We start from the raw sequence: 14,479 nt of genomic DNA on the forward strand, positions 1-14,479 counted from the left end.
CCCGCCGCCCGCAAGAGGACACGCCGCCCGAAGGACAGTTTTCAACAGTCGTATTTCAACAGTCGTACGGACGGACCTGATCCGCACCTCACCCGTACCCGAGGGCGTGCAGCCGCGCGTCGTCGATCCCGAAGTGGTGGGCGATCTCATGAACCACCGTCACTTCCGTCTCGGCCACGACGTCCTCCCGCGACTCGCACATCCGCAGCGTCGGCCCCCGGTAGATGGTGATCCGGTCCGGCAGCACGCCCGCGTACCACTCGCCGCGGTCCGTCAGCGGAGTTCCCTCGTACAGCCCGAGCAGCTCGGGATCATTGCTCGGCGGTTCGTCCTCGACGAACACCGCCACGTTGTCCATCAGTCGTGTCAGCTCCGGCGGGATCCGGTCCAGGGCCTCGGCGACCAGTTCCTCGAACTCCTCGCGCGTCATCTCCAGCACAGAGCCATTGTCAGGTACGGAGGTCACGTACGAGGGGTGAAGGGCCCGGCATATCCGGCCCCGGACTTGGGCATACGGGATCAATGGCCCGCGTCCCCGCCGCCGCTCTGCAACGCGTACGAAAGGCACCACATGCGCTCGTACGCCACTATCGCGCTCGCCGCACACACCCGGCCATCGAGCTCGTCCACCAGCCGCACCCCTACACACGCGCCCTGGGCCTGATCACCGTCGTCCTGGTCGGCGCGTGGCTGGGCCTGCTGATCGTGGGGAACGTACGCGCCCCGGTCGGCCCCATGGACACCACCATGACCCTGCGCCCCTCCTTCACCGGCGGCACAAAGATCAACGTCTCTCCGCTGGGCGCCCTCGAACTGCGCAGCCATGTCGCGCCGATCCGCCTGGACGTCGACGTGGACCAGCTCGACCCCGTCCGCTCCCAGGCCCTCGTCGACCACCCCGAACGGCTCTCCGGCCTCCAGGACGAGGTCACCAGCGACGTCGGCGACGGCACGCTCGACCTGGCCGTACGCTCCGGCGTCGCCGTCGTCTCCGGGGCCACCGCACTCGGCCTCGCCGTCTACCGCCGCCCGCGCCGCGCCCTGGCGGCCGGCGGGCTGGCCCTCGCCCTCCTGGCGGCCTCGGGAGCGACGGCCTTCGCGACCTGGAACCCGAAGTCGGTCCTGGAGCCGAAGTTCTCGGGCCTGCTGAGCAGTGCCCCCTCAGTGGTCGGCAACGCCCGCAGCATCGTCAGCGAATTCGACGTCTACCAGAAGGAGCTGGCGCGCCTGGTGACGAACGTGACGCAGCTGTACGACGCCACGTCCACGCTCCCCACGTACGCCCCCGACCCCTCCACCATCCGCGTCCTGCACGTCTCCGACATCCATCTCAACCCGGCAAGCTGGAAGATCATCGCCTCGTTGGTGAAGCAGTACAAGATCGATGTGATCGTCGACTCCGGCGACACCATGGACCACGGCAGCGCGGCGGAGAACGGCTTCCTGGACCCGGCCGCCGACCTGGGCGCTCCGTACGTATGGGTGCGCGGCAACCACGATTCGCGGGATACGCAGGCCTATCTGGAGGACATGGAGAACGTGCACGTACTGGACGAGGGGCGGGCCGTTTCGGTCGCGGGCCTGCGGTTCGCGGGTATGGGCGACCCTCAGTTCACCCCTGACCGCTCCAAGGAGGCGACCGCCTCGGAGGAGCTGGCGGGCGCCCGTCTGGCCTCCGCGATCCGCGATCAGAAGGCGGCGGGTACGCCCGTGGACATCGCCGTCGCGCACAACCCGGACGCCGCCCGCGAGGTGGACGGCACGGTACCGCTCGTCCTGGCGGGCCACCTCCACCATCCGGAGATGGAGGTCATGAAGTACGGCACGCGCCTGCGGCTCGAGGGTTCGACGGGCGGGAGCGGGCTGCGCGCGCTGGAGGGCAAGTATCCCGACCCGATCGAGACGTCGATCCTCTACCTGGACCGTGACACCCGCCGCCTCCAGGCCTGGGACGAGATCAAGCTCGGCGGCCTGGGCCTGACCACGGCGGAGGTCAGCCGCCACCTGCCGGAGGAGAACCAGCCGGGCGCGTCCCCCACGCCGTCGCCATCGCCGTCTCCGGGCTCCCCTTCGCCTGGCTCCCCGTCTCCGGGCTCCCGTCCGCCTTCTCCCTCCCCTTCCCCCTCCTCGTAATCCGTTTTGCCGATACCTCCCGGCATCCCATATGCTGCTGACGTCCCCGACGCGCCGTAAGGCGCCCAGGCAGGCCCCAGCCCTCATCGTCTAGCGGCCTAGGACGCCGCCCTTTCAAGGCGGTAGCACGGGTTCGAATCCCGTTGGGGGCACACCTTCGTTTCTGCGTCATCGCAGGTCAGGGCGCACTTTTGACGCTCCATTTACTCAGCGCGTTATGTCGCGCTGGATGATGTCTAGTCCACTGTGGCTCGCGAATCCGCAGACGGACGTCCCAAGCGCCGATATGTGGCCCCTCTTTCGGTTGCACGGGTTCGAATCCCCAGGGTATGTCGCGATTGCGTCTTCTCCCGCCTGGTCGGCGAGGCAGGTGAGTACCTTCCGCATCGCTTGGACCTGCTGCTTCTCCAACACCTCCACTTCCTGCGCCTCTGCCAGGGAGGCTTCCCGTCGGACCGGGTGGCGGAGCCTTTGCGAGCCAGCCGTTTGCAGGTGCGGTGGTATGGCCCGTGATCCGATGTTCGCCGTGCGGGCGACGGCGGACCGGAAGCCGGGGCCGTGCGAGAATCCCCGACGGTCTCGGCGCAGTCTGTCCTGGGCAGTGGTGACGACGTTCCCGCGGCAGTGAAAGGAACCGACCGGTGCCGGACAGGTGGAGGCGTGGAATCCATGCTGGAACAGGAGCTTGCCCGGGCCCGAGAGGTCCGCTTTGAGGCGCTGGCGCGCGCGGTCGCCGTACCGCTGCACCGATATCTGGTGCGCCGGGCGGATGCCGACGCGGTCGATGACATTCTCGCGGAGACGATGCTCGTCCTGTGGCGCCGTCTTGAGGACGTGCCCGGCCTCGGTGAGGGGCCGCCGGTCGACGCCGACGAGGTGCTGCCCTGGTGTTACGGCGTGGCACGCGGCTGTCTGTCCAACGCCCGCCGGGCGCAAGGGCGCCGGCTGCGGCTGGTGGAGCGGCTGACCCGTACGGCACCGCCGCCGGACCACGCGGAAGCCGACCACACCGAACTGCACGCCGCACTGGGCACGCTCAACGCCTTGGACCGTGAGGTGGTGGAGCTCTGGGCGTGGGAGGGCCTGACGCCGCGCCAGATCGCGGAGGTGACCCGGCTGACCGCCAACGCCGCCAGCATCCGACTGCACCGGGCGAAGAAGAGACTCGCCGCCCTGCTCGACCGAAAGAACGCCGACCATGGCGGACATGAGACGGCTGAAGGAAGGAGCAACCGGTGAACGACGACGAACTGCTGGCCCGGCTGAAGGCCACCGACCCGGCGCTGACCTCCAAGACTCCTCCCCCCGATCTCAACCGTCTCCTGGAGGCTGCCATGACCGCCGACACCATGACCCACACCCCGCACGGCACCGCGACCGGACCCCGCCGCCGCCCCCTGATGCTCGCCGCGGCAGCCGCTGCCCTGCTGGTCGGCGGCGGCATCAGCTGGGGAGTCACGCAGAGCGGTGACACCCCGCCGGCCACCGCCGCCCCGCTGACCCTGACCGTCCAGAAGCGCGACGCCATGACCGCATGCGCTGAGCTGAACGCCGCGACCCTGCACCAGTACACGACCGCTTTCGAGGGCACGGCCACCTCCGTCAAGGGCGACCAGGTCAGCCTCCGGGTCGACTACTGGTACCGCGGCGAAGAAACCCCCACCGTCCGGATCAACAACAACCAGGAGGGTGCGGCGGAGTCCTTCGGGCAGGAGTTCACCGTCGGTGAGACTTACCTCGTCTACGCCAAGGACGGCAAGATCCCGCCGTGCTACGGCGACGCCGAGGTCACCCCCGAACTGCGGAGCCTCTACAACCAGGCGTACCCGGTTTCGTGACCGCTGGCCAACGCATGCGCTGGATGTACTCGCGCTCCATACCGGACATGGCCGCCAGTACGTCGGCGGGCAGGGTCACATCGTGCCGGCCGGATACCACGGCGCGATACAGGTCGTGCGCCTGGACGAACTAAGTGAGTCAGCGACGCCGAGCTTCTCGAACGGCCCGCGCAGCGTGTACGGCTGGCCTTCCGGCCGCCTCTGGACAGCTGGTGCAGCGCCGTCTCGAACTCGAAGCGGCCTCGTCGAAAGGAGGTGGCGCAGCCGGGGACGTTGTGGCGCTCCGCCAGGAGGGTTGCGCAGTCCGTCGAAGTCCGTCGTCGTGGTTACTGTTCGGCGGCCTCTCGGGCGATCTGCTCGGACTGGGCGCCCACGGCCTCGCCGAGCGCCTGGGCGGCGGAGAGCGGGCGCACCATCACCGTGATCTCGTCGATTTTCCCGTCGTCGTCGAAGTGCACGAAGTCGCATCCCTGGAGCTGCTTGCCGGCGACAGTGGCGGTGAAGACGAAGGCGTGATCGCGGCCGTCGGGGTTGGCGATCTCACGGATGTAGGTGAGGTCCTCGAAGACCCGGAGCGCGCCGCGCAGGATCGTCGCGGTGATGGCCTTGCCCGGGTACGGCTTGAAGGTGACGGGGCTGGTGAAGACGACGTCGTCGGCCAGCAGAGCGGCCACGGCGTCCAGGTCGCCGCTCTCGACGGCCTTGGGGAAGGGATGCATGAGCCCACCTCTGATACACAAAAATGTGAATAAGTGTGGTTGAGATTAGAGGGCCCGTCAGGGCTTGTCTACAGGGAAGAGGTGACCATTGATCCCGTTGTTGATTAATCTGTTAGCGTGCATCCATGGCTTTGCGGAACGCGGTGATGGCCGCGCTGTTGGAGGGCGAGGCGTCCGGGTACGACCTCGCGAAGGCGTTCGACGCGACGGTCGCCAACTTCTGGATGTCGACGCCTCAGCAGCTCTACCGGGAGCTGGATCGCATGGAGGCCGAAGGGCTCGTCACGGCCCGCGTCGTCGAGCAGAAGCGCCGCCCCAACAAGCGACTGTTCTCCTTGACGGAGGCCGGGCGGAAGGCCGTCCACGCCTACACCGCCGAGCCCTTGGGTAAACCGGCGGTGATCCGGGACGAGTTGCTTGTCAAGGTGCAGTGCCTGGACGCGGGCGACATGGAAGCGGTCCGGACTGCCATCGCCGAGCGCATGGAGTGGGCCACCGCCAAGCTGGCCCGCTACGAGCGGCTCCGGCAGCGCCTGCTCGACGGGCGCTCTGAGGAGGCGTACTTCGCCGAGGCCGAGCGCATCGGCCCGTATCTCACCCTGCTGCGCGGGATGTCGTTCGAACGGGAGAACCTCCAGTGGGGGGACATGGCGCTGCGCAGGCTCGAACAGCGCACGGCCGCGCTCCTAGCCGACGGCTGACCTGCGGCGGTCCCACCCACACAGTTAGTCAACAAAGTGATGAGCTGGACGGTCGTGAGCAGCCCGGCCTCTCAGGGGTCGTCGGTCTGTGTCCGAGCGAGGACCGGCTGCGGTTCCTTGTCGGCGGGATTGCGATGCAGTTCCTTGCGGTCGTAGAACCGGGTCACGCCGAAGCCGAAGAGACACGCGACCGCGAGTCCCAAGCCCAGGATCACCCAGCCTCGGGGCAGTCCGGCGTCGCCCTGGGCGTCGTAGTAGAGGACGGAGCGAACGACGCCGGTGATCTGACGCAGGGACTGGAACTCGCCAGAGGGTGCGGTGGAAGCCGGGGAGTGTCCGGAGGGGGACCGTGGCGCCGGACGTCGGTACCGCCATGGCGATGTAGAAGATCGTGATGAACAGCCATCCCCGGCATGAGCGTGCTGCTGAGGGCACAAGCCAGAGCATCACACCGCTGGGGAGGTGTCCCCAGCGGACGCGGCCACCGGAAGCAGCGCCGGCCGCTTGGCCTGGCGGCCGTCGCCGGAGGAGCGGCCACGCAGGCGGCGGCCGATCCAAGGGCCGAAGAAGGCGCCGGCCCAGCGCAGTTCGGCACCCACGGCCCTCCAGGCAGAGATGTCCGTCCCCGCGACCGGAAGGGGAAGGGTCCACTTGTCGTCGCTGCCCGGCAGACCGAGCGCCTGGGCCACGGCAGCCGCGATGCGCGCGTGTCCCAGTGGGCCGGCGTGCAGCCGGTCAGCACTCCACAACCGCGGATCGGTCGCCGCCGCGTGCGTGGCCGTCTCCGCCACCACCACGCCGTGGCGGTCGGCGGCCTCCCGGATGCGCGCGTTGAGTGCGAGAACACGGTGACCGATCGGGCGGGCCAACGGCGTGATACGCCCGACGTCGGGAACCATGAGGGTCGCGACGGTGGCGCCCTGGGCGGTGAGGGCGGCGAACATCGCCTCAACATGGCCGGCCACCTCGTCGAGGTCGCAGCTCGGGCGCAACGCGTCGTTGACCCCAGCCACCACGGTGGCGAGGTCGGGCCGCATCGCGAGAGCCGGAGCGAGCTGCTCGGCGCGCACCTGACCGGCCTTACGGCCGCGCACCGCGAGGTTGGCGTAGAGCAGGCCGGGGCTGTGGCGGGCGACCTGCTCGGCGAGCCGGTCCGCCCAGCCCCGAAGACCACGGACGTCGTCGCCGTCCCCGAGCCCCTCGGTGTGACTGTCGCCCAGGGCGACATAGCGCAGATACCCACTGCTCGACATGGGGCGACCGCCTCTCGTCAACGCTGCTGATGGAAGTGGCACACGGCCATCGATAGACAACTGGGCACCTAGTCGCATTGTTGCATATGAGGATAGCTGCGGGCTCACCTTCCTGCAAAGTGACGCCGCTCAGGCAGGAGCTGAGGCCGTCGAGGGCGGTCCACCGCCGCAGTCCACCGCCTCGGTCCCGCGCCGACCTCACCGCCCATTCCCTCTTCAGACCTGAGCACCGATGTTCCCGCTCATCCATTCGCGGATCTCGACGGGGGAGCCGTGTGGCCCTCCTGGATGCAGCCGACTCCGGACATGATCTGGCCGGGGGTGCAGAACCTGCGCCGGAAGGCGTCCTGGTCGATGAACGCCTGCCGCAACAGGTGCAGCCGGTCGCCCTTGGCCAGGCCCTCGACGGTCGTGACCTCGGCGCCTTGCAGTCGAACCGCCGGCGTCAGGCACGAGTTGCCCCTCCCCCAGCCTCCGGCCGGGGCCCCCATCTCGCTGCGCTCGCCGTCGACCAGCACCGTGCACGCGCCGCAGGCACCGGCGTTGCACCCCTCCTCGGTGCCGGGCAGGCCCGGGCCCTCGCGCAGCAGGTCCAGCAGCGAGGTGCGGTGTCGACCGTGACGATGTGCCGCTCGCCGTTCACGGTCAACGACAGGCGGCCACACGTCGGCGGCTCGCGGCGGCCGCCTCGGCGCCGAACGGAGCAGGCCCCGCGATCAGACCGCCTGCCACGACGGCACCATCGACGATCGTGGTGGCGATGAACGTGCGCCGGGAAGGTGGCGGAGATCGACAACCCCCGTGTGCGCGAATCGGCCCGAGAACGCTCCAGAGCAGAACGAGGCCGACGCCCCCCGGCTGCGGCTGCGGTCCGGCCCCGGATACGGCCACAAGCCGTCGACGTTCCGGCACTGAACCTCGTACGTGGCATGACGGCCCATCCTCAGGACGACATGGAGGCGACCATGCGGGTGGCGACGCGGGACGCGGTTGCGTCCCGCGTCGCTCGACATCCGCCACACAAGCCCCTTGGATGCGGCACGGCGTACGCCTTGCGGCAGACGGAGCGGGACAACCAGTGATCACGGATCGTATGACTCCTGGTGGGACCAACTGCTCTTCGCACGACTGCCGTTGGTACGGCTGGCAGTAGCAGCCACGCGCGGCGCTGGATTGCCCCCAGCCTCCTCAGCGCTCCGCCCCGCTTGGCCGAGAGTCAGGACATTCGTCTCTGTGACGCGATTATTGAACTCTCAATAATTGAGGCGGGTGCATGAGTCTCAGGCGGCGCACCTATATCCCTTTTCCGAGGAAGGACCATCGATGACAAGTTCTCTCGCCCGCAGGCAGCTGCTCGGCGCCGGCATCGCTCTCGGGGCGACAGCCCTGCTCGCCGGTACGGCGCAGGCCTCTCCGGGCACCGCCGGATCCTGGCCCACCGAGTTCCCTCTCCCCAACGGCTGGGGGCCGGAGGGAGTCGCCATCGGCGCCGGGCCGTACGCCTACTTCGGGTCGATCGCCACCGGCGGCGTCTACCGAGCAGGCCTGGCCAGCGGGAAGGGGAAGGTGGTCCACCGAGGTCTGGGACGCCAGACGGTCGGTCTGAAGGTGGACGCCTGGGAACGGCTGTTCCTGGCGGGCGGCAGCAGCGGTGAACTGCGCGTCGTCGACGCCCGCAGCGGTGCGCTGCTCGCCAACCACGCGATAGGCGGAGAAGGCAGCTTCGTCAACGACGTCCTGGTCACCCGCGACGCCGCCTGGTTCACCGAGTCCTTCGGCGCACGGCTCTACAAGCTTCCGCTGGGCAAGCAGGGGCGCCTCGGCGCCCCGCAGACCCTGGAGCTGAGGGGTGACTGGGTGCAGTCGGGCTTCACCGCCAACGGCATCGCACTCACCCCCGACGGCAGCGCCCTGCTCGTCACCAACGCGGCCGCCGACGGCGGCTCGCTGATGCGCGTCAACCCTCGCACCGGCGTCACCCGCAAGGTCGACCTCGGTGACACCACACTGCCCAGCGGCGACGGACTGGTGCTCATCGGCCGTACGCTCTACGTCGTCCAGCCCAACGTCAACCAGGTGGACGTCATCCGGCTCAACCGTTCGGGAACGAAGGGCACTGCGATCCGAGTGATCAGGGACGACCGCTTCGACCTGCCCACCACGGCCGCCGCCTACAAGGGTCGGCTGTACCTTCCCAACTCCCGCTTCACCACCCCGGATCGGGACGAGAACACCCCCTACGACGCGGTGTCCGTTCCGCTCGTGTGACGTACCGACGAGCACGGCTGGGCCCGGTCTCCTCCAGCCGCTCGAAGCGCTCGCCGGTCGGCGGGAACGGCACTCCGAAGCCGGGGTGCTCACGCTGGTGCCAGGCTGCGACGAGGCCGAACCGCACCGGCCCGGCACCAACACCGGGGTCGCCGCGCACGCCGTGGACCCGGAGGCGGCCGCGCGCCTGTGGCAGGTCTCCGAGCAGCTCCTGGCCTGACCTCCCATTCCATATTCCATCAACTCCCTTTTCCCACTGGAAAGTTCTCGTGTCCAAGACCTGGTTCGTCACCGGCTCGTCCCGCGGCTTCGGCCGCGCGTTCGTCGAGGCCGCGCTGGATCGCGGAGACTCGGTCGCCGCGACCGCGCGGAACACGGAGTCCCTGACGGACCTCGCGATCGCCTACGGCGAGCAGTTGCTCGCACTGCCCCTGGACGTCACCGACAAGACCGCCGCGTTCGACGCGGTCCACAAGGCCCACGCGCACTTCGGCCGCCTGGATGTCGTCGTCAACAACGCCGGCTACGGCCACTTCGGCATGGTCGAGGAGCTGACCGAGGCGGAGGCGCGCGACCAGATGGAAACGAACTTCTTCGGCGTCCTCTGGGTCACCCAGGCCGCGCTGCCGCTGCTGCGAATCCAGGGCGGCGGCCACATCGTCCAGGTCTCCTCCGTCGGCGGCGTGCTCTCCTTCCCCAGCCTCGGCGTCTACGCCGCCTCCAAGTGGGCGGTGGAGGGACTGTCCGAGGCCCTGGCCGCCGAGGTCGCCGGGCAGAACATCAAGGTCACCCTGGTCGAGCCCGGCCCCTACCCCACCGACTGGCCCGGCGCCTCCGCGGTCAACTCCGAGCCCGACCCGCTCTACGACGGAGTCCGTCAGGCCCTGACCGAGGGCCTGGACCTGTCCGACATGGGCGACCCGAAGGCCGTCGGACCCGCGCTGCTGACCATCGTGGACGCCGAGGACCCGCCGTTGCGGGTGTTCTTCGGCAGACCGCCGATCCAGCTGGTCAAGGACCACTACGCACGCAAGCTGGCCACCTGGGCCGAGTGGGAGCACGTCTCCCTCGCCGCCCACGGCTGACCCCATGGCATTCATGACCCAGGGGACTTTCTGCTCTATCCGGGCGGCCGTTCAGATCGGTCGTCACGGCCACCGCATGACCGCCCAGGCATTGCTTGCGCTCGTCGGAGCGGTCGCAGAAGAGCATGTATCCCGATCCGCAACAACGCGATCAGCCATGGGGCACAGCGCAAACGGCCGGGCCGGACGTGGACGGCTGACGCCGGTCACTCCCCGCCCCCATCCCGATCCGGCAGGGGCAGGTAGCGGGTGTCTCCCGGCACTTGACCCTCCGGGGGGTAGTCGCAGTCGAGGGTGGAGATCTCGTAGTCGTCGCCTTCGTTCTGCTCCTGGTCGACGACCACCGCCGCGGTGCAGGCGCGGCCGTGCTCGTCGGTGAACGTGACGATCTCGCTGTAGTCCGTCGGTGCGTTGTTGCATCCCGCGAGCAGCAGCGCCGCCGCCCCGGCGGCCATCGCCACGCCTATCCCCCGTAGCCGTTTCATCCCTCGCCCCTCCACGTCCGCTTCGCCGTCCAACTCGGTTGCCACTACACGACGTTAGCCGTCAACTACGGTCCGGTCACCGAGTTAATCAACGCCGATCCCAGGGCCGTAACGGCCACGAACGGCCGAAGAGGGCAACGCTTCAGGACTTCCGTGTGGGGAGGTGCGGGTGCGGGATGTGGTGCGGTTCGTGGATGTACCAGTAGCGGCCGATGAGGGCGCCGCCGAGGACGACGAAGCCGACGCCGACGAGCCAGGACGTCACGATCAGGACGGTGCCGACCGCACCGTAGGAGACCGCGTTGGTGACGATGAGCGGGGAGAAGACCAGGGAGGAGAACACGCGCAGGCCTCCCAGGCCCACCATCGTGGCGATGGCGCCCGGCAGCAGGGCCCGCCAGGGGACCCGGCCGCCCAGCAGGAAACGCTGCCCCCACCAGAAGAAGAGCACGCCGAACAGCCCGCTCAGCCCGATCCGGATCGATGAGCGCAGGGTTCCCGACCCCAGGGCCGCCCCGCTCTGCGCTTCGGCGAAGAGGTAGACCGTCAGAGCGGCGAGCCACACCGCGCGCCGCCATACGGTGTGCCAGCGCCCGGCCGCCAGGTCCCACACCTTTTCGTAACCGGTCTGGACACTGCCCGCGAACGGCACACCGAAGAGCGCGAGCAGCACCACGCTCAGGACGCTGGTCGTACTCAGGACCTTGCGAGGTGCGGAGAAGACGTTCTGCACGGCGTCGGCCGGGCGCCCGGACAGCCCCATGCCGTCCACGACCCACAGGGCGAAGCCGCGTTCCTGGAGCGGGGCGGCCGCCGCGACCACGATCAGCAGCGGGGCGATCGTCACCAGTCCCAGGGCGGCGAAGCCCATCGCCCGGTGCATCAGCTCCACTTCCCTGCCGCGCCGCCATACGCGCACCCACTTGGTATGGAGGAACCGGCCCAGTTCCCTCCACCGGGGCCCGAGGCCGCGAGGGTGACTCCTGGGCTCTGCGGGTCCGCCGTCGCCCGGCGACGCGACCCCGTGGCGGCGCATACGTGGTCACCCCGTCCTGTTCCCGTGCTCCGACGTGCGGGCTCGTCCCCGCATCGGGCGGACCCTTGCCTCGCGGGTGGCTGCTACCAGCGTCCCCCGCGGGCTCCGGATCTGCTACCGGCATCTGCTACCGGCTCAGCGGCCCCTGGGTGGTCGAGGCCGGGATCTCGGGATGGTCGCGCAGTGCTGCGACGACCGCGTTCACCGCGGCGCGCTGCGGTGTGCCGCGTCGACCGCGATGGTGACGGTGCCATGGACGCGCGCGGTGGTGCGTCCCTAACGTCGGCCGCATGCTTCCCGAGACAGCCCATGCCGCTGAGACAACTCATGTCGCTGAGACAGCCCATGTCGCCGAGACAACCCGTGCCACCCCGGAACCCGAGCATCACCTCATCCGCTACAGCGGCCATGCCGCGTTCACGCCGGAGCTCATCGCTCGTGCCGCGGGCACGTCGGTGTTCACCGAGAGCGGTCGTGAGCTGCTCGATTTCACCTCCGGTCAGATGAGTGCGATCCTCGGGCACTCCCACCCGGCGATCGTCGCGACCGTGCGCGAGCAGGTCGCCGTCCTCGATCACCTCCACAGCGGCATGCTCAGCCGCCCGGTCGTCGAGCTCACCCGCCGACTCGCCGGAACCTTGCCCGAGCCGCTGGAGAAGGCGCTGCTCCTGACCACAGGGGCGGAGGCGAACGAGGCCGCGGTGCGGATGGCGAAGCTCGTCACCGGTCGCCATGAGATCGTCTCGTTCGCCCGGTCCTGGCACGGGATGACCCAGGCCGCCGCGAACGCCACCTACAGCGCCGGGCGCAGGGGTTACGGACCCGCGGCGCCGGGCAACTTCGCGCTGCCGGTGCCGGACCGCTTCCACCCCGACATCGTCGACGCCGAGGGCTCGCTCGACTGGCGCCGCCAGCTCGACCTGGGCTTCGACCTGATCGACGCCCAGTCGGTGGGCAGCCTCGCCGCGTGCCTGGTCGAACCGATCCTCAGCTCCGGCGGCGTCATCGAACTCCCGCCGGGCTATCTCGCCGCCCTGGCGCAGAAGTGCCGGGAACGGGACATGCTGCTGATCCTCGACGAGGCTCAGACCGGACTGTGCCGCACCGGCGACTGGTACGCCTTCGAGCACGACGGTGTCGTACCGGACATCCTCACGCTGTCCAAGACGCTCGGCGCGGGACTGCCGCTGGCCGCGGTGCTGACCAGCGCGGAGATCGAGCAGCAGGCGTACGACCGGGGCTTCTTGTTCTTCACCACCCATGTCAACGACCCACTGCCGGCCGCCGTCGGCAACACCGTCCTCGATGTGCTGGTCCGCGACCGCCTCGACGAGCGCGCCCGCCGGCTCGGCGCGACCCTGCGCGGCCGTCTCGACGAGCTCGCCACCCGCCACGACGTCATCGGGGACGTCCGCGGTCGCGGGCTGCTGCTGGGTATGGAACTGGTCGGTGACCAGGTTCTGGGCGCCGGTGGCGCCGACCGGCTCGGCGCGGCCGTCACCCGGCGTTGCTTCGAGCTCGGGCTGCACATGAACATCGTCCAGCTGCCCGGAATGGGCGGCACCTTCCGGATCGCACCCCCTCTGACGGCGAGCGACGACGAGATCGACCGCGGCGTCACCATCCTCGACGAAGCGCTCACCGACGCGGTCCGAGATCTCTGAAGCTCCGAGATCTCTGAAGCAAGGGCGCGGGGCAAACGGGCCGCCTGGTTCCGCGACAGCGAGGGAAACCTGTTGGGCATCGGCGAGCCCGTCGTCCGACGGGAGGACGGGAGCACCCGATCGGCGCCCGGAGCAACGGCGAGGACCTCACGCGCGTAACGCCTTCCCGGTGATCACAGGATGCGGTTCGCCGCTCTCGACGATGCGCTGTACCAGCCGCTGCCTCAGCTCCATCTGCCTCGACGAGCTGACGGAGGCACTACGGCGCGACCGGCAGATGCCGCGCGAAGGCGTGCACGGTCCGGGCCGAAAGCCGTTCGCCCAGCGGCAGTTGGAGGTCCGCTCCCGAGACGCGGACTCGGAGAAGCGGGCCGTCCGCGCGTACCTGCTCGATTCTCGTCCGCGGGATGCAGTGGGTGTCCAGGCCGTGACGGTCGCCGGTTCGCTCGGCGTGGACCGGGTCGGCGAGGACGACGAGTTCGCGGGGCGTGAGTACGACGGCGGCGTACGCGGGGTCCGAGCGCGGGGGTACCGGCAGCGGACCGGCGACGGCGGCGACCGGGTCGCCGTCGTTCAGGCGTGCCGTGTGCGAGGTGAGCAGGCGTCGCCATTTGTACGGGAGCCCGGCGTTCGGTACGGGAACATCGGGCAGGTCCAGCTCTGTGGGGGCGACGCGGCGGCGCAGGGCCAGCACCAAGGGGTGCAGCTCGTGCTCGGCGACGGCGTTGTAGTGGATGTTCAGGCGCGCGTCGGTGGCGAGGATCGTCAGGCGGGCGTACAGCAGGACGTGTGCGGTCTCGATCGCGGCCACCTGTTCCGGCCGGAGGGCCACCCGCACTCCGGGCTCGGCGGGAGCACCGACCCACAGGGCCACTCCGCCGGGGCCGAAACCGAGTACGCCGGCCGGCGTCAGCAGCTGCAGACGGCTCCCTCCCATGCGGCCGGGCCGGGTATGGGCGGGCACGACGAACACGTCTCGGAACGTGCTGACTCCGACCGCCTGACCCAGCTCCTCGAGCGCGCCGCCGGGCACGTCCTCGGCGCGGCGCGGACGGTACGGGAAGCCTCGGATGCCGCTCCGGATGAGGGCGCGCGCGGTCCGTTCGTCGACCTCCTGCTCCCACGGCTCGAGCAACTCGAGCCTCGGACGCGCGGCCGGACGCCGTCGCAGCAACGAGCGACCGCTCACGGCGAGACCCGCCAGCCCGTCGATCCGCCACCCAGGACCTCTGAACACGGCCACCTCCCGGGGGAGTTCCAGCCAGTCGGCATCGTCCACCAACCGGCATCCTCCACA

The 14,479-nt window shown here is 69.6% G+C and carries 15 protein-coding genes, 1 tRNA gene and 3 pseudogenes; 10 read left to right on the forward strand and 9 right to left on the reverse strand.

Annotation, left to right across the window (positions count from 1 at the left end):
• Positions 1–88: 88 nt before the first annotated feature.
• Complete coding sequence (locus tag OP79_RS18680; protein WP_033321391.1) at positions 89–439, reverse strand: metallopeptidase family protein; 351 nt, start codon at positions 437–439, stop codon at positions 89–91.
• An 83-nt stretch (positions 440–522) separates the two neighbouring features.
• Between OP79_RS18680 and OP79_RS18685 the strand changes: the two genes are divergently transcribed.
• From OP79_RS18685 to OP79_RS18700, 4 genes are all read left to right on the forward strand, one after another.
• Positions 523–2,133, forward strand: a complete 1,611-nt coding sequence (locus tag OP79_RS18685) for a metallophosphoesterase family protein (protein WP_033321392.1) — start codon at positions 523–525, stop codon at positions 2,131–2,133.
• A 79-nt stretch (positions 2,134–2,212) separates the two neighbouring features.
• Positions 2,213–2,285 (forward strand) — tRNA-Glu (locus OP79_RS18690).
• Between the two features lie 517 nt (positions 2,286–2,802).
• Complete coding sequence (locus OP79_RS18695) at positions 2,803–3,372, forward strand: RNA polymerase sigma factor (RefSeq protein WP_245685375.1); 570 nt, start codon at positions 2,803–2,805, stop codon at positions 3,370–3,372.
• Positions 3,369–3,971, forward strand: coding sequence for a hypothetical protein (locus tag OP79_RS18700; protein WP_033321394.1), 603 nt, complete (start codon positions 3,369–3,371; stop codon positions 3,969–3,971). The genes OP79_RS18695 and OP79_RS18700 overlap by 4 nt, the downstream gene beginning before the upstream one ends.
• 326 nt (positions 3,972–4,297) lie before the next feature.
• On the opposite strand, the gene OP79_RS18705 is transcribed toward OP79_RS18700, so the two are convergent.
• Positions 4,298–4,690: a nuclear transport factor 2 family protein gene (locus tag OP79_RS18705; protein WP_033321395.1), complete on the reverse strand. Its 393-nt coding sequence runs from the start codon at positions 4,688–4,690 to the stop codon at positions 4,298–4,300.
• A gap of 125 nt (positions 4,691–4,815) precedes the next feature.
• Here OP79_RS18705 and OP79_RS18710 point away from each other — a divergent pair, with 125 nt between their 5' ends.
• Entirely contained in the window at positions 4,816–5,391 is a 576-nt protein-coding gene (locus tag OP79_RS18710) for a PadR family transcriptional regulator (protein ID WP_033321396.1), read from the forward strand.
• 71 nt (positions 5,392–5,462) lie between these two features.
• Here OP79_RS18710 and OP79_RS58275 read toward each other — a convergent pair whose 3' ends face one another.
• The 3 genes and pseudogenes from OP79_RS58275 to OP79_RS49760 all read right to left on the reverse strand — a co-directional run bounded on the left by OP79_RS58275 (position 5,463) and on the right by OP79_RS49760 (position 7,481).
• Entirely contained in the window at positions 5,463–5,594 is a 132-nt protein-coding gene (locus tag OP79_RS58275; protein WP_342669529.1) for a hypothetical protein, read from the reverse strand.
• Positions 5,595–5,837: 243 nt separating this feature from the next.
• Positions 5,838–6,644 (reverse strand): SGNH/GDSL hydrolase family protein, encoded by an 807-nt coding sequence (locus OP79_RS18715; RefSeq protein WP_033321397.1) that lies wholly within the window; start codon positions 6,642–6,644, stop codon positions 5,838–5,840.
• 216 nt (positions 6,645–6,860) lie between these two features.
• Positions 6,861–7,481: pseudogene (locus OP79_RS49760) on the reverse strand ((2Fe-2S)-binding protein).
• 486 nt (positions 7,482–7,967) lie between these two features.
• On the opposite strand from OP79_RS49760, the gene OP79_RS18725 reads away from it, so the two are divergent.
• Positions 7,968–8,912: an NHL repeat-containing protein gene (locus OP79_RS18725; RefSeq protein WP_033321398.1), complete on the forward strand. Its 945-nt coding sequence runs from the start codon at positions 7,968–7,970 to the stop codon at positions 8,910–8,912.
• Positions 8,913–8,937: 25 nt separating this feature from the next.
• Here OP79_RS18725 and OP79_RS57045 read toward each other — a convergent pair.
• A pseudogene (locus OP79_RS57045) lies at positions 8,938–9,030 on the reverse strand (LLM class F420-dependent oxidoreductase); the annotation flags it as partial.
• Between OP79_RS57045 and OP79_RS58050 the strand changes: the two are divergent.
• Together OP79_RS58050 and OP79_RS18730 are read left to right on the forward strand one after the other, a co-directional pair.
• Positions 8,998–9,132, forward strand: a complete 135-nt coding sequence (locus tag OP79_RS58050; protein WP_281193212.1) for a hypothetical protein — start codon at positions 8,998–9,000, stop codon at positions 9,130–9,132. The pseudogene OP79_RS57045 and the gene OP79_RS58050 sit on opposite strands and share 33 nt — an antisense overlap.
• A gap of 49 nt (positions 9,133–9,181) precedes the next feature.
• Positions 9,182–9,997, forward strand: a complete 816-nt coding sequence (locus tag OP79_RS18730; protein ID WP_033321399.1) for an SDR family oxidoreductase — start codon at positions 9,182–9,184, stop codon at positions 9,995–9,997.
• Positions 9,998–10,203: 206 nt separating this feature from the next.
• Here the strand turns inward: OP79_RS18730 and OP79_RS18735 are convergent, their stop codons facing one another.
• Together OP79_RS18735 and OP79_RS18740 are read right to left on the reverse strand one after the other, a co-directional pair.
• The gene (locus OP79_RS18735) at positions 10,204–10,527 is read right to left on the reverse strand and encodes a hypothetical protein (RefSeq protein WP_245685369.1); all 324 of its coding nucleotides are present in this window, start codon (positions 10,525–10,527) and stop codon (positions 10,204–10,206) included.
• Between the two features lie 97 nt (positions 10,528–10,624).
• A complete protein-coding gene (locus OP79_RS18740; RefSeq protein WP_078491874.1) occupies positions 10,625–11,518 on the reverse strand; it encodes a YhjD/YihY/BrkB family envelope integrity protein in 894 nt (297 codons plus the stop codon).
• Between the two features lie 290 nt (positions 11,519–11,808).
• Here OP79_RS18740 and OP79_RS18745 point away from each other — a divergent pair, with 290 nt between their 5' ends.
• A complete protein-coding gene (locus OP79_RS18745; RefSeq protein WP_033321401.1) occupies positions 11,809–13,182 on the forward strand; it encodes an aspartate aminotransferase family protein in 1,374 nt (457 codons plus the stop codon).
• Between the two features lie 24 nt (positions 13,183–13,206).
• Positions 13,207–13,278, forward strand: a pseudogene (locus OP79_RS58555) (VOC family protein); the annotation flags it as partial.
• A gap of 163 nt (positions 13,279–13,441) precedes the next feature.
• On the opposite strand, the gene OP79_RS18750 reads toward OP79_RS58555, so the two are convergent.
• Positions 13,442–14,461: a hypothetical protein gene (locus OP79_RS18750; protein WP_033321402.1), complete on the reverse strand. Its 1,020-nt coding sequence runs from the start codon at positions 14,459–14,461 to the stop codon at positions 13,442–13,444.
• Between the last annotated feature and the right edge of the window lie 18 nt (positions 14,462–14,479).

It is taken from the genome of Streptomyces yerevanensis (genome assembly GCF_000716805.1).
In the GTDB taxonomy this organism is placed as follows: Bacteria; Actinomycetota; Actinomycetes; order Streptomycetales; family Streptomycetaceae; genus Streptomyces; species Streptomyces flaveus.

Coding starts and splice junctions, on each gene's coding strand:
- OP79_RS18715 (WP_033321397.1), bottom strand. CDS start 6,644: ATGTCGAGCAGTGGGTATCTGCGCTATGTCGCCCTGGGCGACAGTCAC.
- OP79_RS18740 (WP_078491874.1), bottom strand. CDS start 11,518: ATGCGCCGCCACGGGGTCGCGTCGCCGGGCGACGGCGGACCCGCAGAG.
- OP79_RS18695 (WP_245685375.1), top strand. CDS start 2,803: ATGCTGGAACAGGAGCTTGCCCGGGCCCGAGAGGTCCGCTTTGAGGCG.
- OP79_RS18745 (WP_033321401.1), top strand. CDS start 11,809: ATGCTTCCCGAGACAGCCCATGCCGCTGAGACAACTCATGTCGCTGAG.
- OP79_RS18725 (WP_033321398.1), top strand. CDS start 7,968: ATGACAAGTTCTCTCGCCCGCAGGCAGCTGCTCGGCGCCGGCATCGCT.
- OP79_RS18710 (WP_033321396.1), top strand. CDS start 4,816: ATGGCTTTGCGGAACGCGGTGATGGCCGCGCTGTTGGAGGGCGAGGCG.
- OP79_RS18705 (WP_033321395.1), bottom strand. CDS start 4,690: ATGCATCCCTTCCCCAAGGCCGTCGAGAGCGGCGACCTGGACGCCGTG.
- OP79_RS18685 (WP_033321392.1), top strand. CDS start 523: ATGGCCCGCGTCCCCGCCGCCGCTCTGCAACGCGTACGAAAGGCACCA.